This window comes from Actinoalloteichus hoggarensis, from assembly GCF_002234535.1.
Lineage (GTDB): Bacteria > Actinomycetota > Actinomycetes > Mycobacteriales > Pseudonocardiaceae > Actinoalloteichus_A > Actinoalloteichus_A hoggarensis.
The window spans coordinates 1979587-1999471 of sequence record NZ_CP022521.1; the positions used below are offsets into that span (position 1 = coordinate 1979587).

General features: G+C 73.0%; 14 protein-coding genes. 6 read left to right on the forward strand and 8 right to left on the reverse strand.

Annotated elements, in window-relative coordinates:
- Positions 1-305 precede the first annotated feature (305 nt).
- The 6 genes from AHOG_RS08795 to AHOG_RS08825 all read right to left on the reverse strand — a co-directional run bounded on the left by AHOG_RS08795 (position 306) and on the right by AHOG_RS08825 (position 10694).
- Complete coding sequence (locus tag AHOG_RS08795; RefSeq protein WP_093940905.1) at positions 306-1433, reverse strand: uroporphyrinogen-III synthase; 1128 nt, start codon at positions 1431-1433, stop codon at positions 306-308.
- Positions 1430-1774, reverse strand: coding sequence for a nitrite reductase small subunit NirD (gene nirD / locus AHOG_RS08800; RefSeq protein ID WP_093940906.1), 345 nt, complete (start codon positions 1772-1774; stop codon positions 1430-1432). The genes AHOG_RS08795 and nirD overlap by 4 nt, the downstream gene beginning before the upstream one ends.
- A complete protein-coding gene (nirB, locus tag AHOG_RS08805; protein WP_093940907.1) occupies positions 1771-4272 on the reverse strand; it encodes a nitrite reductase large subunit NirB in 2502 nt (833 codons plus the stop codon). The genes nirD and nirB overlap by 4 nt, the downstream gene beginning before the upstream one ends.
- Positions 4273-4852: 580 nt before the next feature.
- On the reverse strand, positions 4853-6247 hold the full coding sequence (locus tag AHOG_RS08810) for an MFS transporter (RefSeq protein WP_093940908.1): 1395 nt from the start codon (positions 6245-6247) through the stop codon (positions 4853-4855).
- An 809-nt stretch (positions 6248-7056) separates the two neighbouring features.
- Positions 7057-8520 (reverse strand): FAD-dependent oxidoreductase, encoded by a 1464-nt coding sequence (locus AHOG_RS08820; protein ID WP_093940910.1) that lies wholly within the window; start codon positions 8518-8520, stop codon positions 7057-7059.
- Positions 8520-10694, reverse strand: a complete 2175-nt coding sequence (locus tag AHOG_RS08825) for a molybdopterin oxidoreductase family protein (RefSeq protein ID WP_157736725.1) — start codon at positions 10692-10694, stop codon at positions 8520-8522. The genes AHOG_RS08820 and AHOG_RS08825 overlap by 1 nt, the downstream gene beginning before the upstream one ends.
- Before the next feature lie 410 nt (positions 10695-11104).
- Between AHOG_RS08825 and rpsO the strand changes: the two genes are divergently transcribed.
- From rpsO to AHOG_RS08850, 5 genes are all read left to right on the forward strand, one after another.
- A complete protein-coding gene (rpsO, locus tag AHOG_RS08830; protein WP_075739921.1) occupies positions 11105-11374 on the forward strand; it encodes a 30S ribosomal protein S15 in 270 nt (89 codons plus the stop codon).
- Positions 11375-11602: 228 nt separating this feature from the next.
- On the forward strand, positions 11603-13858 hold the full coding sequence (locus tag AHOG_RS08835) for a polyribonucleotide nucleotidyltransferase (protein ID WP_245856655.1): 2256 nt from the start codon (positions 11603-11605) through the stop codon (positions 13856-13858).
- Between the two features lie 86 nt (positions 13859-13944).
- The gene (locus AHOG_RS08840) at positions 13945-15288 is read left to right on the forward strand and encodes a M16 family metallopeptidase (protein ID WP_221438616.1); all 1344 of its coding nucleotides are present in this window, start codon (positions 13945-13947) and stop codon (positions 15286-15288) included.
- A complete protein-coding gene (gene dapB / locus AHOG_RS08845) occupies positions 15285-16055 on the forward strand; it encodes a 4-hydroxy-tetrahydrodipicolinate reductase (RefSeq protein WP_093940912.1) in 771 nt (256 codons plus the stop codon). The genes AHOG_RS08840 and dapB overlap by 4 nt, the downstream gene beginning before the upstream one ends.
- The gene (locus tag AHOG_RS08850) at positions 16055-16492 is read left to right on the forward strand and encodes a hypothetical protein (RefSeq protein ID WP_093944298.1); all 438 of its coding nucleotides are present in this window, start codon (positions 16055-16057) and stop codon (positions 16490-16492) included. Before dapB ends, AHOG_RS08850 begins: the two co-directional genes overlap by 1 nt.
- A 407-nt stretch (positions 16493-16899) precedes the next feature.
- On the opposite strand, the gene AHOG_RS08860 is transcribed toward AHOG_RS08850, so the two are convergent.
- A complete protein-coding gene (locus AHOG_RS08860; protein ID WP_093944299.1) occupies positions 16900-17364 on the reverse strand; it encodes a VTT domain-containing protein in 465 nt (154 codons plus the stop codon).
- A 63-nt stretch (positions 17365-17427) separates the two neighbouring features.
- Positions 17428-18024 carry a GNAT family N-acetyltransferase gene (locus AHOG_RS08865; RefSeq protein ID WP_093940914.1) on the reverse strand — a complete coding sequence of 199 codons (597 nt, stop codon included), beginning with the start codon at positions 18022-18024 and terminating at the stop codon, positions 17428-17430.
- A gap of 398 nt (positions 18025-18422) precedes the next feature.
- Here AHOG_RS08865 and AHOG_RS08870 point away from each other — a divergent pair, with 398 nt between their 5' ends.
- Positions 18423-19640, forward strand: coding sequence for a winged helix-turn-helix domain-containing protein (locus tag AHOG_RS08870; RefSeq protein WP_093940915.1), 1218 nt, complete (start codon positions 18423-18425; stop codon positions 19638-19640).
- Positions 19641-19885: the final 245 nt, after the last annotated feature.

Here is a 19885-nt window from a genome sequence, read left to right on the forward strand (position 1 = left end):
GGAGCGGGCACGGCGTGTGGTTCGGCCCGCGGTTCGGTTCGGCCTGCGGCTGGGTGCGACCGGTCCGCCGCACGCTCACGGCGTGACCGCGAGCCCGGCGGGACGAGACGACGCCGATGCCCCGCCCCTCGTTCGACGTCCACGATCCCGGCACGGCAGGCGAGCCGCGGGATCAGGCGCTCCCCGCCGCCACCGACCCGAGCGGCACCGACCGCGTCGTCACCGATTCCTGTGTCACCGACCCCGTCGTGATCGACCGCCGCGTCGCCGGCCGGCGACGGCCCGCAGGGTGCCCGGCGCCCCGCTCACCGAGGGTCCACCGCCAGCCGATACCCGCGCTTGACGACGGTCTGCACCAGCCGCGGCTCGCCGAGGGCCGTGCGCAGTCTGCCGATCGCGGTCTCCACGGCGTGCTCGTCGCCGCCGGTCGGCAGCGCCGCGAGCAGCCGCCGACGCGGCACCACCCGCCCCGGGGTCGCGGCCAACGCGCGGAACACCGCCATCGGGGCGCGCGGCACCGGCCGCAGCATCCCGTCGACGACCGCGGCGTGGCCGCGCAGCTCGACCTCGCGGGCGGCGATCCACAGTCGTCCGGCCCTGGCGGGCAGCGTCACGGCCAACTCCCGCACGAGCGCGCCGATCCGGGCCCGTTCAGGCCGCACCACCGGGACCCCCCGCGCCACGAGCGGGCCCGCGCAGATCGAGCCGACGCAGGCCGCCAGCACCTCGCGGCGCAGCTGAGCCAGCAGCGGCTCCTCCCGGCCCGTCTCCGCCGCCGCCGCGAGCAGGCTGGCCACCGCGGGGGCGCTGGTGAACGTCAGCGCATCCACCTGTCGGGTGAGGACGGCGTCCACCAGTCGATGCAACGGCGTCGGGTCCGACGGCGGCTGCCACCGATACACCGGCACCTCCACGACGTCCGCGCCCGCCGCGCGCAACGCGCCGACGAACTCCGGCTGCGGCTCGCCGTGCAGCTGCACCACGACCCGCCTGCCCGCCACCCCGTCGGTCAGCAGGCGATCGAGCATCTCGGCGTTGCTCTCCGACGGCGGCGACCACGTCTCCACCAGGCCCGCCGCCCGCACCGCGCCGCGCGACTTCGGCCCCCTGGTCAGCAGCCGCGCCGCCCCGAGCCTGGAGAGCAGCCCCGTGCCCAGTCCCCAGCCCTCGGCGGCCTCCAGCCAGCCTCGGAAGCCGATCGCCGTGGTCACCACCACCGCGTCCACCGGGGCACGCAGCACCGACTCGGTGGCCGCGCGCAGCCGCGCGTCGTCGGCCAGCGGGATGATCCGGATCGCGGGGGCGTGCACCACCACCGCGCCCTTGCGTTCCAACAGCGCGACGAGCTCCTCCGCCCGGCGTGCGGCCGTGACGCCGACCGTGAAACCCGCCAGGGGCGGCAGCTCGTCCTCGGCCGCCCCGCGTGCCGTCACGGACGTCCCACCTGGACGGTCTCCGCCACGAGCCGCACCGGATGAGCCCGAACGAAGATCGTCGGGTCGTCCAGGCAACGCCCGGTCCGCAGGTCGAACGCCTGCTTGTGCATGGGTGAGCTGACCACCGGCCTGCCCGCCCGATCGCCGACGATGCCTCGGGACAGCACGGCCGCGCCGCTCACCGGGTCGAGATTGTCCAGGGCGAACAGCTCGTCGTCCTGGGTGCGGAACACCGCGATCTGCTCTCCGGAAGGCAGCAGCACGGCCACGCCGTGCTCCGGCGGCAGCATCCGCAGCGCGCAGACGTTCACCCAGGTCGGTTCCAACACCGCGGTCATCGACTCTTCACCTCCGGGACGCCGAGGAGCACCGGCACGCGCTGGCCGCGCTCCTCACGGAACGAGATGGACGGATCAGGGGTGCCCGGCGCGTTCACGAAGGAGCTGAACCGGGCCAGCTTCTCCGGGTCGTCCAGCACACCGCGCCATTCGTCGACGTAGTCGGTGACGTGCGCGGCCATCGCGGCCTCCAGATCGGCGCAGATGCCCAGACTGTCGTCGACGATCACCGCTCTGAGGTGGTCGAGACCGCCCTCCATGGCCTCGATCCAGGCGGCTGTCCGCTGCAGGCGGTCGGCGGTGCGGACGTAGAACATGAGGAAGCGGTCGATCAGCCGCACCAGCGTGTCGGTGTCGACGTCGGTGACCAGCAGCTCGGCGTGTCGGGGTGTGAAGCCGCCGTTGCCGCCCACGTAGAGGTTCCAGCCGGAGTCGGTCGCGATGACCCCGACGTCCTTGCCCCTGGCCTCGGCGCACTCGCGGGCACAGCCGGAGACACCCGCCTTGATCTTGTGCGGCGCGCGCAGCCCGCGGTAGCGCAGTTCCAGGTCCACCGCGAGGCTCACGGAATCCTGCACGCCGAACCGGCACCAGGTCGAGCCGACGCAGGACTTCACCGCGCGCAGGGCCTTGCCGTAGGCGTGGCCGGACTCGAAGCCCGCCTCGACCAGCCTGCGCCAGATCCGCGGCAGCTGGTCCACGGTCGCCCCGAGCAGGTCGATCCGCTGCGCGCCGGTGATCTTGGTGTACAGCCCGAAGTCCTGGGCGACCTGCGCGATCAACAGCAGCCGATCCGGAGTGATCTCCCCGCCGGGGATCCTCGGCACCACCGAGTACGTCCCGTTGCGCTGGATGTTGGCCAGGTAACGGTCGTTGGTGTCCTGGAGGCCCGCCTGCTCGCCGTCCAGGACGTGTCCGCCGCCGAGCGAGGCCAGGATCGACGCGGCCACCGGCTTGCACACGTCGCAGCCGCGTCCTCGGCCGTGCCGGGCGATCAGATCGCTGAAGGTCCGCAGGCCCGTGGACCGGACGATCTCGAACAGCTCCGCCCTGGTGTGCTCGAAGTGCTCGCACAGGGCGCGGGACTGCTCGACGCCGCGCGCGGCCAGCATCCGCTTGAGCATCGGCACACACGAGCCGCAGCCGCTGCCCGCCCTGGTGCAGGACTTCAACGCGGGCACGTCGGCGCAGCCGTCGTCGATCGCCGCGTTCAGAGCGCCCTTGGTGACCGCGTGACACGAGCAGACCTGTGCGGAGTCCGGCAACGCCGCCGGGCCGACCGGCCCGCCGCCGCCCTCCGGGGCGAGTAGTTGATCGGGTGTCGCGGGCAGCGCGGCGCCGACGAGCGGTCGGAGCAGCCCGTAGGCGCCCGCGTCGCCCACCAGCATGCCGCCGAGCACGGTCGTCGCGTCGTCGGAGACCACCAGCTTCTTGTAGGTGCCCGCGACCGGGTCGTGGTGGACGACGGCCAGCGCGCCGGGGGACTGGGCATGGGCGTCGCCGAAGCTGGCGACGTCGACGCCCAGCAGCTTGAGCTTCGTCGAGGTGTCCGCGGCGCCGAGCTCCGCCGCGCCGCCCAGCAGCTGATCGACCACCACCTCCGCCATGGCGTAGCCGGGGCCGACCAGCCCGTACACCCGACCGGCCGCCGAGGCGCACTCGCCGACGGCGAAGATCGACGGCTCCGAGGTCCGGCAGTTCGCGTCCACCGCCACTCCGCCCCGCTCGCCGACGGCCAGGCCGACCCGCCGTGCCAGGTCGTCGCGGGGCCGCACACCTGCGGCGAACACCACCAGCGGCGTGTCGATCCGGCTGCCGTCGGAGAGCCGGACCCCGGTCACCGTGCCGTCGGCGGAGCCGGCCACCTCCTGGGTGGCGACGCCCGTGTGGACGGTGACGCCGAGGCGTTCGATCCGGCCGCGCAGCACCGCGCCGCCGCCCTCGTCGACCTGAAGGGGCATCAGTCGGGGTGCCAGCTCCACGACATGCGGCCGGACGCCCAGCTGCCGCAGCGCGTTGGCGGCCTCCAGACCGAGCAGGCCGCCGCCGACGACCACCCCGTCGTCGGCATGCCGGGCGGCGGCCCGGATGCCGTCGAGATCGTCGATGGTGCGGTAGACGTGACAGCCCGCGAGATCGTGACCGGGGACCGGGGGGACGAACGGCCGCGAGCCGGTGGCCAGCACGAGGGCGTCATAGGAGCGGACGACGCCCGAGGAGGTCGTCACGGTGCGTGCCGCCGGGTCGACGTCGGTCACCGGATCGCCCAGTCGCAGCTCGACGGTCTCGTCCTCGGTGAACTCCGCGCCGGGCAGCCGCAGCGCCTCGGGACACCAGGAGTCCACATAGGACGAGAGCGCCACCCGGTCGTAGGCGGGATGCGACTCCTCGGCGAGGATCACGACGCGCCACGCGCCCGTGACGTCGCGGTCGCGGAGTGCCTGCACGACCCGATGGCCGACCATTCCGTTGCCGACGATGACCAGCGTCCGCGTCATGGAAGTCCCTTCTCCGGCAGCTGTCCTCCATGCTCATCGCGCGTCGTGTCCCGGCTGGGTCACCGGTATTGCATGACCGTTAACGGGTGCTCTCCGCGCAGGTGGCGGCTAGTGCGGTACGGGTGATCGGCGCGACGAGGCGTGCGGCCGGGCCGGATCGGCGGTATCGCTGCGCGGTTGAGATCGTGCAGGGATCCTGCTCGTCGGCGTCCGCAGGCGGTGGAGACGGGCTGCGGCGTGATCGTCGAGGAGCGCGGCGGTCCGGTCGGCGGCTCCGGGCGCCCGGACCGCCGCGTCGAGGACGCGGGTGCCGACGAGGGGTCGCCGGGGATTCCGGTGCGCGGGGTCGCCGGGCGTGCGGGGGTCGCGGGGCACGCCGAGGAGAAGGTGTCGGAGTTCGGTCGTGAGGGCCGCCGTGCCCCTCCGCCCGCACCGATCGCACGACCGATCCCACCGCCGGGCACGCGGATCGAGGCGGGCGCGACAGGACGGCCGGCGGGCGAAGCATGTCCGGCCGGGGAGCCCGCGACCGCCTCGCGTAGCGAACGACGCCGTGCCGCACCGAGGCAGCAGGCCCGTGTCAGACCCGCGCCGCCGCCAGGCTCGGCAGGCGGGACACCAGGACGGACCTCCGCAGATAGCACCACCACGTGACACCCAGGCACAGCGCGTAGAAGCCGATGAAGCCGTAGAGCGCCGCCTCGATGCCGCCGCTGCCCGAGATCGAGGCCGCGAAGCCCCGGTTGACGAAGAAGCCGCCGAACGCCCCCACCGCCGAGGCGATGCCGATCGCGGCCGCCGCCTCCCGCTTTCCACGCGCGACCGCCTCCGCCCGATCCACGCCCGCCGACTCCTCCCGGCGTGCCCGCGCGGTGAAGATCGCCGGGATCATCCGGTAGGTGGAGCCGTTGCCGATCCCGCTGGTGACGAACAGCAGGAGGAAGGCGCCGAGGAACATCTCGAACCGGCCGCTGTTCAGGCCCGCCACCACCGCCGCCGCCGTGAGTCCCATGGCCGCGAACGTCCACGCCGTGACCCGGGCCCCGCCCAGCCGGTCGGCGAGCCAGCCGCCCAGCGGGCGGGCCAGCGAGCCGACGGCCGCGCCGAGCCAGGCGAAGTACGCGCCCTGGACGTCGGGGAACTGGGTGGAGATCAGCAGCGGCAGCGCGGCGGAGAATCCGATGAAGGAACCGAAGGTTCCGATGTAGAGCAGCGACATCACCCAGGTGTGCGGCCTGCGGGCCGCCCTGATCTGGGCTCGGAAGTCCGATCGCGCCTCCACGAGGTTGTCCATGAACAGCAGCGCGCAGACCGCGGCCGCCACCACGAACGGCAGGTAGAACAGCGCGGCGTAGGCCAGGTTCACCCCGGTGCCCAGCGAGATGACCACCGGGATGATCAGCTGCATGAGGGCGACGCCGAGATTCCCGCCCGCCGCGTTCAGGCCGAGCGCGAAGCCCTTGCGTGAATCCGGATAGAAGAAGCTGATGTTGGCCATGCTGCTGGCGAAGTTCCCGCCGCCCACGCCCGCGCCGGCCGCCGCCAGCAGGAACATCCAGAACGGCGTCGCGGGGTTCGACACGCAGAGGATCAGCAGGAGGACCGGCAGCAGGAGCAGCAGCGCGCTGACCGCCGTCCAGTTGCGTCCGCCGAAGCGCGGCACCGCGAAGGTGTAGGGCAGCCGCAGCGCGGAGCCCAGCAGATTCGGCACCGCCACCAGCCAGAACAGCTGATCGACGGAGAAGGCGAAGCCCGCCGACGGCAGGGCCACCACCACCACGCTCCAGATCGACCAGAGCGCGAAGCCGAGATGTTCGGCGAAGATCGAGAAGATCAGGTTTCGGCGGGCGACCCTGGCGCCCGTGTGAGCCCAGAACTCCGGGTCCTCCGGCTCCCAGTGCTCGATCCAGCGGCGTCCCGGTCGGGTCGGGCGCCCGTGCCGCTGCCCTCGCTCGTCGTCTGCCGTCACGGTCATTCGTCGTCCTCCAGTGCCACTGGATCGTCTCCGGTCTCGCCACACCAGGGTCGGCACCGGCGGCGACCCGGCCACGAGAGTCGTCACACACGCTAGGAAGCCCGCGTTACCGCGTGATGACCAGCGATGACCGGCGGACGAACTCCCCTGCACCGGAGACCATCGAGCGGAGTGAGCCCGGAGCGGCGTCCGCCGTCGCCCCCGGCGGGCGGCGCGTGGGGCGACGGGCCGCGGCACCCGTTCGCCCGGGCCATGGTGCCGGTCACGGGCGCCGGGCGCCGACGACGGCACGGCGGCCTCGGGGAGCAGGTCGGCGAACCGGGCGCCGATCGGCGAGACGCCCGCCGATCCGCCGACGAAGCGGCTCGTGTCTCGACGGCGCGATCTCCCGTGACCCGCGCACGCGCGGAGTCGCCGCACGGGGCGTCTCGTACGCGCGTGGACACCCACTGACCACGAAGATCAACCTGCGGAGCTGCGCACGGACGTCCCGTACGCGCGTGGGCACCGAGTCCGGACGGCGGTGTCTCCGACGACGACAGGCGGACGTCCCGCACCCGCGCGGGCTGCCGAGCCCGCGAGCGAACAGACTCCACCCCACCGCGTCGTCCCGACGTCGAGCGACCCGGCAGGACGCGCCGCCGCCGACGGCGAGACGCCCTCGACGGTCGCCGTCGACCGCCCCGACGAGCCGGCCGGGATCGTCCGGCCGGCCGGCGACGCACCGGCCGCGGGCGCCGCGCACGTCTCGCCCACCGGGGTGTCGGACCCGTCGGACCCGCCGGACCAGGCCCGCCCCGGTCCGAGCCTCAGACCGCGGGCACCGCCACCGCGGGCTGTCGATCCGCCAGCCAGTCGGCCAACGCGCACACCTCGTCCCGACAGCCGCCGCACCCGGTGGTGGCTCTCGTCCGCAGCGCGAGATCCGACACCGAACGGGCGCCCGCCTCCCAGGCCTGGACGAGTCCCTCCCGACGCACCGAGTTGCACCGACACACCAGGGCGTCGGCGGACCGGGTGCTCGGGTCGGTGCCGCTCGCGGCGGGCAGCGCGCGCCCGAGAAGCAGCGCGAGCCGGTCCGGCGGCACCGGCGTGCCCCGGTCGAAGAACCGGATGATCGACGCGGCGGCGTCCGGAATCCCCAACACGATCGCTCCCGCCACCCGTTCGTCCCGCACCACCAGCTTCGCGTAGCGGCCCCGCGCCGGGTCCTGCACGCACACCACCTCGGCGTCGGCGCTGTCCACCGGCACGTGCACGTCGCCGAGCGCCGCGAGATCGACGTCGCGCGCCTTCAGTCGCGTCACCGTCGCCGTGCCCCGGTACCGGGCCGCCGGATCGGCCCCGGTCAGCAGGTCCGCGAGCACCGCGGCCTGTTCCCAGGCGGGCTGCACCAGTCCGGCGTCCGCACCGGGATGCCGCGCGCAGTCGCCCAACGCCGAGACGTCCGGGTCCGCGGTGCGCAGCCGGTCGTCGACGAGCACCCCCCGGTCCACCGCCAACCCCGCCGCCTGCGCCTGTTCCACCGCGGGCCGCACGCCCGCGGCCACGACGACCAGCTCGGCGGCGACCGTCGTGCCGTCGGCCAGCAGCAGACCCGTGCCCGGCCGGTGCGCCACGGCGGGCACGCCCATCCGCAGCCGGACACCCAGCCGACGCAGCGAACTCGCCAGCACCCGGCTCGCGCCCGCGTCCAGCTGCCGTTCCATCAGCGAGTCACTCGGATGCACCACGGTCACCTCGGTACCCCGCCCGGCGAGTCCGCGCGCCGCCTCCAGACCCAGCAGGCCGCCGCCCAGCACCGCCACCCGCAGGCCCGCCCGCGCGGCGGCCGAGATCCGCTCCCCGTCGTCGAGCGTCCGGAAGGGCACGACGTCCGGGGCGGGCTCGCCGTCGAAGTCGAGCAGCCCCGGCAGCGGAGGGAACCACGGCCTGCTGCCGGTCGCCAGGACCAGGTGGTCGTAGGGACGCCACCGGCCGTCGTCGAGTCGGACCCGGCGCCCTCGCCGATCCAGCTCCGTCATCCGGAGCCCGCGCCGCAGGTCGACCAGATTGCGCAACGCCCAGTCGTCGTCCTGTGTCCGCACGGCCTCGGCGGAGAGCGAACCCGCCACGACGCCGGACAGCAGCACCCGGTTGTACGCGGGGTGCGGCTCCTCGCCGAACACCGTCAAGGCGACCCGGTCACCGGTGGGATCACGCCTGCGGATCTCCTCGGCGAGCCGAGCCCCGGCCATCCCGTAGCCGATCAGGACCACCTGTCGACGGCTCATCAGAACTCTCCTTCGCTCTGCACCGGGGTCGGGCGGGCCGACTCGAGCCGCGCCGCGCAGACCTTGAACTCGGGCATCCGGCTCACCGGATCGAGCACGGGATTGGTGAGCAGGTTGGCGCGTTGGACACCGGGGAAGTGGAACGGCAGGAACACCACGTCCGGCCGCATCGAGGGCACGCAGTGCACCCTGGCCGTCATCACGCCTCGGCGGGACCGGACCAGCGCCGTCGCGCCGTCGGCGAGCCCGGCCCGCGCGGCGGTGTCGGGATGGACCTCCACGTGCGCCTCGCCGGACACCTCGTTCAACTCACGAATCAGTCGGGTCTGCGCCCCGGACTGATACTGCGCCAGCACCCGTCCGGTGGTCAGCACCAGCGGGAACTCGGCGTCCGGCTGCTCCGCGGGCCCCCGGTGGTCCACCGCGATGAACCGGGCGCGTCCGTCGGCGTGGCCGAAGGCGTCCAGGAACGGTCTCGGCGTCCCCGGATGCGTCGGGTCCGGCACCGGCCAGAACAGCGCCTCCCCGGCTCGCAGCCGCGCGTGACTGATCCCCGAGTAGTCCGCGGGTCCGCCCGCCGAGGCGGCCCCCAGCTCCGCGAACACCTCCTCGGCCGCCACCGGGAACCGTTCCGGCGGCTGACCCAGCCGGACCGCCAGGCCGTGCAGGATGTCGAGATCGCTGCGAACCTGTGGCGGCGGGTCGACCGCCCTGCGACGCAGCAGCACACGGCCCTCCAGGCTCGTCATCGTGCCGTCCTCCTCGGCCCACTGCGTCACCGGCAGCACCACGTCGGCCGTCTCGGCGGTCTCGGAGAGCACCACGTCGGCCACCACCAGCAGGTCCAGCGACGCCAGCCGCTCCTGCACGTGGGCGGCCCGGGGCGCCGAGACGACCGGATTGCTGCCGAAGACGAGAAGGGCACGCGGGCCGTCGTCCCGGCCGAGCGCGTCGAGCAGTTCGTAGGCCGAACGGCCGGGACCGGGCAGATCCGCCGCGTCGACGCCCCAGACCCCCGCGACGTGCTGCCGCGCCGCCGGGTCGTCGAGTCGTCGGTAGCCGGGGAGCTGGTCGGCCTTCTGACCGTGCTCCCGGCCGCCCTGGCCGTTGCCCTGCCCGGTGAGACAGCCGAAGCCCGCCCCCGGGGTGCCGGGCAGCCCCAGCGCCAGCGCCAGGTTGATCCAGGCCGAGACGGTGTCGGCGCCGTCGGCGTGCTGCTCGGTGCCGCGGGCGGTCAGCACATAGGCGCTGTCGGCCTCGGCCAGCAGGCGCACCGCCGCATGCTGATCGGCCGCGGCCACCCCGGCGACCCGCTCCACGCGCTCCGGCCACCAGGCCGCCGCCGCCCGCCATGCCGAGTCGAACCCGCTGGTCCGGGACTCGACGTAGGCGTGATCCACCAGGCCGTCCAGCACGGCCGCGTGCAGCATCCCGAGGGCCAGCGCCAGATCCGTGCCGGGGGTCGGGGCCAGGTGCAGCGCGGCCCGTTCGGCGGTCGGCGTCCGTCGCGGGTCGATCACGATCAGTCCGCCGCGGTCGGCCGTCCGCCGCAGGTGTCCGACGAAGGGCGGCATGGTCTCCGAGGGGTTCGCGCCGATCAGCAGTACCGCGTCCGCCGATCCGAGATCGGACACGGGGAACGGCATCCCGCGATCCAGCCCGAACGCGCGCGTGCCCGCCGCGGCCGCCGAGGACATGCAGAACCGGCCGTTGTAGTCGATCTGCGAGGTGCCCAGGGCCACCCTCGCGAACTTGCCGAGCAGGTACGCCTTCTCGTTGGTCAGCCCGCCGCCGCCGAAGACCCCGACCGAGTCCGGGCCGTGCTCGGCGCGCAGGCCGCGCAGTTCGCCGGCGATCCGGTCCAGCGCCGTCTCCCAGCTCACCGGGCGCAGCGGCGCGTCACGGCGAGGCCGGGCCAGCGGGGTCGTCAGCCGCCCCGGCGAGGTCAGCACCGTCGCCGAGGTCCAGCCCTTCTGACAGAGCCCGCCCCGATTGGTGGGGAAGTCCCTCGGCGTCACCGAGAGCGGGTCCGCCGTCACCGTCATCGCGCACTGGAGCGCGCAGTAGGGGCAGTGGGTGGCCGTGCCTGCCCCCGGTTCGCCGGTGCCCGCGGCGTCGGTCACGCGGTGCTCGGCGCGTGCCGCATCGTCGTGCGACGCGGTGACCTGCGACATCGTATGCCTCCTCATGGCAGGACCGCACGGCTTGCCTGGACCGCCGGGCCCGCGTGATCTCGGCGGTCCGCGTGAGACGCTCCCATGCCGGGCGGCCCTCACCTGATCACCGGGGTGGACGACCGACGCTAGGCAGGTGCTGTTACCCGTCGCGTGGCCGTCGCGTTTCCGGCAGACGAAATCGTCTGCGCAGGCCTCGCCGGTCTGCGGTGAGGTCGGTCGGCCGTTCGCCTGCTACCCTCGGCTCTCGGGTCCGGCTGCGTTCCGTGGCGGCCGTGACCGTCTTCCGCAAGGCCTGACCACTCGGTCGGTGTTCGTGGTGTCCGACGTCGTCCGGCCTCGGACGTGCCCGACCGGTCGCGGGCCCGCGCGGAGTCGCACGGAACCCGGATATAAGGAGACACCAGACCGTGGCACTGTCCACTGCCGAGAAGAAGTCGATCCTCGCCGAGTACGGCGTGCACGAGTCCGACACGGGCTCCCCGGAGGCTCAGGTCGCGATGCTGACCAAGCGCATCAGCGGCCTCACCGAGCACCTGAAGCAGCACAAGCACGACCACCACTCGCGTCGTGGCCTGCTGCTGCTGGTCGGCCGCCGTCGTCGGCTGCTCAACTACCTGACGAAGGTCGACATCTCGCGTTACCGTTCGTTGATCAGCAGGCTCGGCCTGCGCCGCTAGACCTGATCCGCTCGCGGGCGCGGTCTCATCGGGCCGCGCCCGCGAGGTCAGACCCAGAAGGAGTGGCCGCCGCACGTCAAGACGCCGATCGGGAACAGTTCGCCGGTCCTCGGTAGTGGTTCTCGGGACACCCGGTCCCGCGGACTTCGATCGATGACCGGCCACGTTCGAACCTGCTCCCGTGTCTGTGCGCTCCGGCCCGTTTCCAGACACCAAGGAGAGAACTACGTGACAGACACTGACTTCACCGAGGCCACCGCGATCATCGACAACGGTCGCTTCGGCACTCGGACGGTCCGTTTCGAGACCGGCCGCTTCGCCCGGCAGGCGGCGGGCAGCGTCGCCGCCTATCTCGACGACGAGACCATGCTGCTCTCGGCCACCACCGCGTCCAAGCACCCGAAGGAGCACTTCGACTTCTTCCCGCTGACGGTGGACGTCGAGGAGCGGATGTACGCCGCCGGCCGCATCCCCGGCTCGTTCTTCCGCCGGGAGGGCCGTCCCTCCACCGACGCGATCCTGACGTGTCGGCTCATCGACCGGCCGCTGCGACCGTCCTTCGTCGAGGGCCTGCGCAACGAGGTCCAGGTCGTCGTCACCGTGATGAGCCTGACTCCCGGCGAGCTCTACGACGTGCTGGCCATCAACGCGGCCTCCGCCTCCACCCAGCTCTCCGGCCTGCCCTTCTCCGGCCCGGTCGGCGGCGTGCGCGTCGCGCTGATCGAGAACCAGTGGGTCGCCTTCCCGACGCACGAGCAGCTGGAGAACGCCGTCTTCGACATGGTCGTCGCCGGCCGCATCGTCGGTGACGACGTCGCGATCATGATGGTCGAGGCCGAGGCGCCCGAGCACGTCCTCTCGTTGATCGAGAAGGACGCGCCCGCGCCCACCGAGGAGATCGTCGCCCAGGGTCTGGAGGCGGCCAAGCCGTTCCTGAAGGCCCTGTGCGAGGCGCAGCAGCAGCTGGCCGACTCCTCGGGCAAGGAGACGGTGGCGTTCCCACGCTTCCTCGCCTACGAGGAGGACATGTTCGCGGAGGTCGAGCGGATCGCGGGCGCCGAGCTGGCCGAGGCGCTGACCATCGCGGGCAAGCAGGAGCGCGAGACCCGCATCGACGAGGTCAAGGCGCGCACCCTCACCGAGGTCGCCCTCGGCGAAGGCGAGCCCTTCCACGGCCGCGACAAGGAGGTCGGCGCGGCCTTCCGCTCGCTGACCAAGAAGCTCGTCCGGCAGCGGGTGCTCCGGGACAAGGTGCGGATCGACGGCCGAGGACTGGCCGACATCCGGAGCCTCTCCTCCGAGGTCTCGGTCATCCCGCGCGTGCACGGCTCGGCGCTGTTCGAGCGCGGCGAGACCCAGATCCTGGGCATCACCACGCTGAACATGCTGCGGCTCGAGCAGAACCTGGACACGCTCGCGCCGGAGACCACCAAGCGGTACATGCACCACTACAACTTCCCGCCCTTCTCCACCGGCGAGACCGGCCGGGTCGGCTCGCCCAAGCGGCGAGAGATCGGCCACGGCGCGCTCGCCGAGCGGGCACTGATGCCGGTGCTGCCCTCGCGCGCGGAGTTCCCGTACGCGATCCGGCAGGTGTCCGAGGCGCTGGGCTCCAACGGCTCCACCTCGATGGGCTCGGTCTGCGCCTCGACGCTGTCCCTGCTCAACGCGGGCGTGCCGCTGAAGGCTCCGGTCGCGGGCATCGCGATGGGTCTGGTCTCCGACGAGGTCGACGGCGAGACCCGCTACGTGGCGCTGACCGACATCCTCGGTGCCGAGGACGCCTACGGCGACATGGACTTCAAGGTCGCGGGCACCAAGGACTTCGTGACGGCGCTCCAGCTGGACACGAAGCTCGACGGCATCCCGTCCGACGTGCTGGCCCAGGCGCTTCGGCAGGCCTACGACGCTCGGGTCACCATCCTGGAGGTCATCGCCGAGGCGATCGACCGCCCGGACGAGATGAGCCCCTACGCCCCGCGCGTCACCAGCGTGAAGATCCCGGTGGAGAAGATCGGCGAGGTCATCGGCCCGAAGGGCAAGATGATCAACTCGATCACCGAGGAGACCGGCGCGGACATCTCCATCGAGGACGACGGCACGATCTACGTCGGCGCGGTGGACGGCCCCTCGGCCGAGGCGGCGGTGGACAAGATCAACGCCATCGCGAACCCGCAGCTTCCGAAGATCGGCGAGCGTTTCCTGGGCACCGTCGTCAAGACGGCCGCCTTCGGTGCCTTCGTCTCGCTGGTGCCGGGCCGTGACGGCCTGGTGCACATCTCCAAGCTGGGCAACGGCAAGCGGATCGCCAAGGTGGAGGACGTCGTCAAGGTCGGCGACAAGATCCGAGTCGAGATCGCCGACATCGACAACCGGGGCAAGATCAGCCTGGTCCCGGTCGCCGAGACCGAGTCCGCGGAGAACGGCGCGGCGCCCGCCGACGGCGCGGCCGCCGCCCCGGCGTCGGAGTCCACGACGGCGTGACGATCAGCGACAGGACGGCCGCGGGTCCCGACGGGGCCCGCGGCCTTCGCGACAGATCCGACTCCCACACCGCGCTCGCCGGCCATCTGCAGGACGAGGGGACCACCGTCGTCCTCGACTCCGACGACACGGGACGCATCGTGCGGCGCACCGTGCTGCCTGGCGGCCTGCGCGTGGTCACCGAGCGCATGCCCGGGGTGCGATCCGCCTCGGTGGGCATGTGGGTCGCGGCGGGCTCCCGCGACGAGACCGGTCCGGAGGCGGGCGCCGCCCACTACCTGGAACACCTGCTCTTCAAGGGCACTCGCAGGCGTAGTGCGACGCGGATCGCGGAGGAGGCCGACGCCGTCGGCGGCGAGCTGAACGCCTTCACCTCCAAGGAGCACACCTGCTACTACGCGCACATGCTTGACGAGGACCTGCCGCTGGCGATGGACCTCGTGTGCGACGTCGTCTTCGACGCGCTGCTGACGGACCAGGACGTCGAGATCGAACGCGGGGTGGTGCTCGAGGAGATCGCCATCCGCGATGACGACCCCGAGGACCTGCTGCACGAGGCGTTCAGCGCCGCGCTGCTCGGTGAGCACGCGCTCGGCAGACCGGTCCTGGGCACCGAGGAGTCGATCGGCGCCATGACCCCGGACCGACTGCGGTCCTTCTACCGGCGCAGCTACACCCAGTCCAGGATGGTGCTGGCGGTGGCGGGCAACATCGAGCACGACGAGGTGCTGCGGCTGCTCGATCGAGCGCTCGCCTGCCGGGCGGCGGCCGAGGACGGGCCGGTCGCGGCGCGCCCCGACGCCCCGAGACGAGGACGGGCGGAGATCGTCCAGGTCCGCGATCTCGTCCTGCACTCCGACGAGACCGAGCAGGCTCATCTGATGCTCGGCATGCCTGGTCTGGACCGGCACGACGACCGGCGTCAGGTGCTCGGCGTCCTCAGCGCGGCGCTCGGCGGCGGGATGAGCTCCCGGCTGTTCCAGGAGATCCGCGAGCGACGCGGCCTGGCCTACTCGGTGTACTCCTCCGACGCCTGCTACTCCGACGCGGGCAGCCTCGCGGTCTACGCGGGCTGTCAGCCCGCCCGGCTGGGCGAGGTCGCGGGCGTGGTCCGGTCGGTGCTCGCCGAGGTGGCCGAGGGCGGTCTCACCGAGGCGGAGGTGGCCAGGGGACGCGGGCAGCTGCGCGGCGGTCTGGTCCTCGGACTGGAGGACAGCGCCTCGCGGATGACCAGACTGGGCAAGCGCGAACTGAATTTCGGCACTCAGCTCAGCGTCGACGAGCAGCTGTGTCAGATCGACGCCGTCGACGTCGACCAGGTGGCCGTGCTCGCGGCGGACCTGCTGCGACGCCCGATCAGCGCGGCCGTGGTCGGCCCGTACGCTCATGTCGGCGAACTGCCCGCGAAGGTGCGAGAGGTGACGCGATGAGCTTGGCGGAGACCGACGACGGCCCGATCCGAGTCGGGGTGATCGGCGGGCGCGGCCGGATGGGCGCCGAGGTCTGTCGGGCCGTGGAGGCCGCGGCCGATCTGGAACTGGCCGCGGTGGTCGACCAGGGCGACTCGCTGTCCGCCCTCGTCGACGCGGGTACTCAGGTGGCCGTGGACTTCACCCACCCCGGTGTGGTGTTGGACGGCATCCGCTTCTGCGTCGAGCAGGGCATTCACGCGGTGGTCGGCACGTCCGGTCTCGACGAGCTGCGGCTGTCGACCATTCGCGGCTGGTTGGAGCCGCGCCCCGAGCTGGGCGTGCTCATCGCGCCGAACTTCGCCATCGGCGCCGTGCTGACCATGCGCTTCGCCGAGATCGCGGCGCGGTACTTCGAGTCGGCCGAGGTCATCGAGCTGCATCACCCGCGCAAGGCCGACGCGCCCTCGGGCACGGCCGACCACACCGCCAGGGCGATCGCCGCCGCGCGGCGGACCGCCGGGCTCGGCCCGGCTCCCGACGCCACCACCCAGGAGGCGGCAGGCGCACGTGGTGCCTCGGTCGACGACGTGCGGGTGCACTCGGTGCGGCTGGCGGGGCTGGTCGCCCACCAGGAGGTGCTCTTCGGCACCGAGGGGGAGACATTGACGCTGCGTCACGACTCGCTCGATCGGACGTCGTTCATGCCGGGGGTGCTGCTCGCCGTGCGCAAGGTGTCGGGGCTACCCGGGCTGACCGTCGGCATCGAGGGGTTGCTGGAGCTGTGATCACCGCCCGCCGGGTGGCGATCCTGCTCACCGCCGTCCTCGTCGTCTATCTCTGGCTGTTGACCGGTCGCGCGTTCATCCTGCTCCGTTCCGGCGACGCCGTGGCCGTCGTGCTCGGCGTCGCCATCCTGGTGCTGCCCGTGCTCGGCCTGTGGATGGTCGTCGCGACCTGGCGGTTCGGCGCCCGCACGGCGGCGCTGGGCGAGCGGCTGGCCGGGGAGGGCGGTCTGCCCGACAGCTCGGAGCTGCCCAGGGCGCCCTCGGGCCGGGTCGAGCGGGAGGCGGCCGACGCCTGGTTCGAGGAGTGGCGGCGCGAGGTGGAGGAGAGTCCGACTGACTGGCGCGCCTGGTTCCGCCTCGCTCACGCCTATGACCTGGCCGGCGACCGACGCCGGGCCAGGGAGGCGATGCGGCGGGCCGTCGACCTGGCGGATTGACCGCTGACCGTGTCGGAGGCGGCAGGCCGTCCGTCCGCCGCTCGGGCAGCGCATCGTCCTGGGAGCTCGCGCCGTGTACGCGGTGGCCGCCTCGCCCCGGCGGGGTGCCCGACATCCTCGTCACGGTGCGCGCCGCCACCTCCTGTCCGGGGAGCGATGTTCGGGGTCGGCCGTGGGCCCGCGTGGCCTACGACGTGGCGTCCGACGATGTGGCCTGCGGTCGGCGGCCGGTGACCTCCGTTCGTGGGCGCCGTGTCGTGCTGCCGCACCGGTCGGTCGCCGAGAAGGCAGGGGTGGGGGTACGGACGTGAGCTCGGTCGGCTTGCTTGCCGCATCCCGTCGATCACGAATGCGACAGGCCGATCGTCGGTGGAGCGGTCCGCGGCGAGCGCAGACGCGCGTCGTCGTCAGAACCACCAGGCCCCGGCGATGCCGGGGACCACGGCCACCAGGGCGAAGCGTCCGAATCGGCCCACCAGTCCGGTGAGCACGAAGGTGCGCAGCGGGATGCCCGCCACGCCCGCGATCACCGAGACGGCGGCGAAGGGCGGCAGGCTGATGAAGGAGCTGCTGAGCAGCACCCCGGCGGTCCAGACAGGCCGCTCACGGCACACCTCGCGGAAGCGGGCCAGCCTGAGACTCCACCGGCTCGGCGTGTCCGCCGACCGGCGGAACAGCTTCGGCAGCGGCAGACTGCCGCGTCCCGCGTAGTAGTAGAGCAGCTTGCCGATGACCTGCCCGGCCGCGACGAACGCCGCGAGCTGCCACCAGGCGGTGTCCGGCCGCTGAAGCATCAGGGCGATGACGAACAGCTCGATGCTGATGAGCGGGATGAGCGCGGCGAGCACCGAGACGCCGAACGCAGCGGACATGAGACCGATCCACAGCAGCACGGCGGCAGCCCCAGGGTCGACGAGACGGTGACCGGCGCGACCTTACTCGGCGGGCTGCCCCGATTCCGGATCTTCGTTCACCTCGGCGGCCTGAAAGTCCAGCGGACCGGTGAGCCGCAGCTCACGGACGGTGCGATCGCCTGTGTCCAGGGTGCGGGACAGACCGTCGGGCGCCCACCCCGCGAGTTTGTAGAAGGCCAACGACGCGGCATCGGCGATCGGCACCCACACGATGCCGCGCCGGGCGCCCGCGGCCCGCAACTCCTCACCCGCCGCCAGCAGCAGCCTGCCCCCGTGTCCCCGGCGTCCCCACCTCGGCTCGACCAGCAGTGAGGCGATCAGACCGGTCTCGGCGACATCAGGGGCGGGTACACCGTCGGCGCCCGCCGTCTCCTCGGCCGGTGCCGCGCCGACCACGCAGAACCCCACGGTCCAGTCACCCTCGGTCGCGATCAGTACCGCGGCCCGGTCGTCGTCGATGGCCTCGCGCCACGAGGCCTCGACCGCCGTGACGTCGAGTTCGTCGAGGACGGCGGCGGGGAGTATCCGGGTGTACGCGGTTCGCCAGGTGTCGCACTGGATACGGGCGATCTCGGGGGCGTCAGCGGGGAGGGCCGGGCGGACGGCGGCGTGTGCCATGCCGGTCAACCTATCGTCCGCCCGCCGCACCGTCGGGCACCTGGTCCGACGCCCTCCCGCGACGTCCGGTCCGGGAGTCGGTACGAGCCGCCGGCCACGCCGTCGCGGACGTGGACCGCCGATGCGTTCCCGCCGTGGCGGTGTCACCTCCCGCGCGGGCGGCGGATGGCGCGGCGGACCCGGTGGTGGCGGGCGTCACAGGTTGTGCGGGCACAGGGAGAGTCCGGATACTCCGGGGCAGAGCCCGTCTCCCGGCCGGTCAGACCACGCGATCGACGATCATCGAGGCTGGGCTGGGCTGGGCTGGGCTGGGCTGGGCTGGGCTGGGCTGGGCTGGGCTGGGCCGTCCGCCTCGCCTGCCTCCGGTCGGTGTCGGTGGTGGCCGGCATCATGCGGCCGTGCAGACCGTGACCGCTGACACCGCCCGTCGGACCGCGCTCGCCGCGCAGGGCTTCGCCGATCGTCGACCGACGGGGGAGCCGACTCGGCGCCACCTGAACCGGGTGCTGGACCGCGTCCGGCTACTCCAGCTCGACTCGGTCAACGTCGCCGTCCGGGCGCATTACATGCCCGTGTTCAGCAGGCTCGGTCCGTACTCGCGAGAGCTGCTGGACGAGGCCGCGTGGTCGCATCGCGCCGCCCGGCCACGGCTGCTGGTGGAGCAGTGGGCGCACGAGGCCAGCCTGCTGCCGCCCGAGGACTGGCCACTGCTGTGGTGGCGGATGCGGCGCTACGCCGAGCGCTACGGCGCGCAGCACGAAGCGGTGGAGGCGAGATCGCCCGGCCTGACCGGCGAGGTCCTGGCCGCCGTCAAGGAGCTGGGCCCGATCAGCGCGGGCGAGCTGGAGCGTGCGATCGGCGCCGCCGGCCCCGCCGCCAGAGGCGGCTGGTGGAACCGGTCGGACACCAAGAACGTCTGTGAGTACCTGTTCGGCGTCGGAGAGCTGACCACCGGCACGCGCCGAGGCTTCGAACGGCGCTACGACCTGCCGGAACGGGTGCTGCCCGCCGCCGTCCTCGCGGCGGGGGAGCCCGACCCGGGCGTCGCCGCCCGAGAACTGATCATGCGTTCGGCGCAGGCGCTCGGCATCGCCACCGAGCCCGACCTGCGCGACTACTACCGGCTGCCGCCCAAGGTCTCGCAGCGAGCGGTGGCCGAGGCCGTCGAGGCGGGAGCGCTGGAGGAGGTGGCGGTGCGCGGCTGGACCAGGCCCGCCTACCGGCATCCGGCGGCCCGCACGCCGCGAGCGGTGGAGGGGCGGGCGCTGCTCTGCCCGTTCGACCCGCTGATCTGGCGTCGGGAGCGTGCCGAGCGGATCTTCGGCTTCCATTATCGGATCGAGATCTACGTCCCCGAGCCGAAGCGGGTCTTCGGCTACTACGTGTTCCCGTTCCTCCTGGACGGGAGGCTGGTCGCGCGCGTCGATCTCAAGGCCGACCGGCAGGCGGGCGTGCTGCGGGTGCCGGGCGCCTTCGCCGAGGTGGACGTCGCGGTGCCGGAGGTGGCGGCCGAGCTGGCGGCGTCGTTGCGAGAGATGGCCGGGTGGCTGGGGTTGGACGGGGTGCGGCTGGGGGAGCGCGGCGACCTCATCGCGCCGCTGGCGCGGTGTCTGTGATCTTGTGACGGGGCCGCGTCGGAGTCCGCCGCCGGGGAGGTCGGGAGCTTCGCTCGTGGCCGCATGTCGAAAGGCGACGTCGGCCCGGGCGTGGTCTCCGGCGTGTCGGCCCGGCCGTCCGGCTGATCGTCGGCCGGGCCGTCGACGGCGTCTGCTCCCGATGGCCCCGGATCGCGGGTCCTTCATGCGTCGGGATCGCGCTCGAGCGGATCGACGGTTTCGTCTTCGACTCGCCGCCTCACATC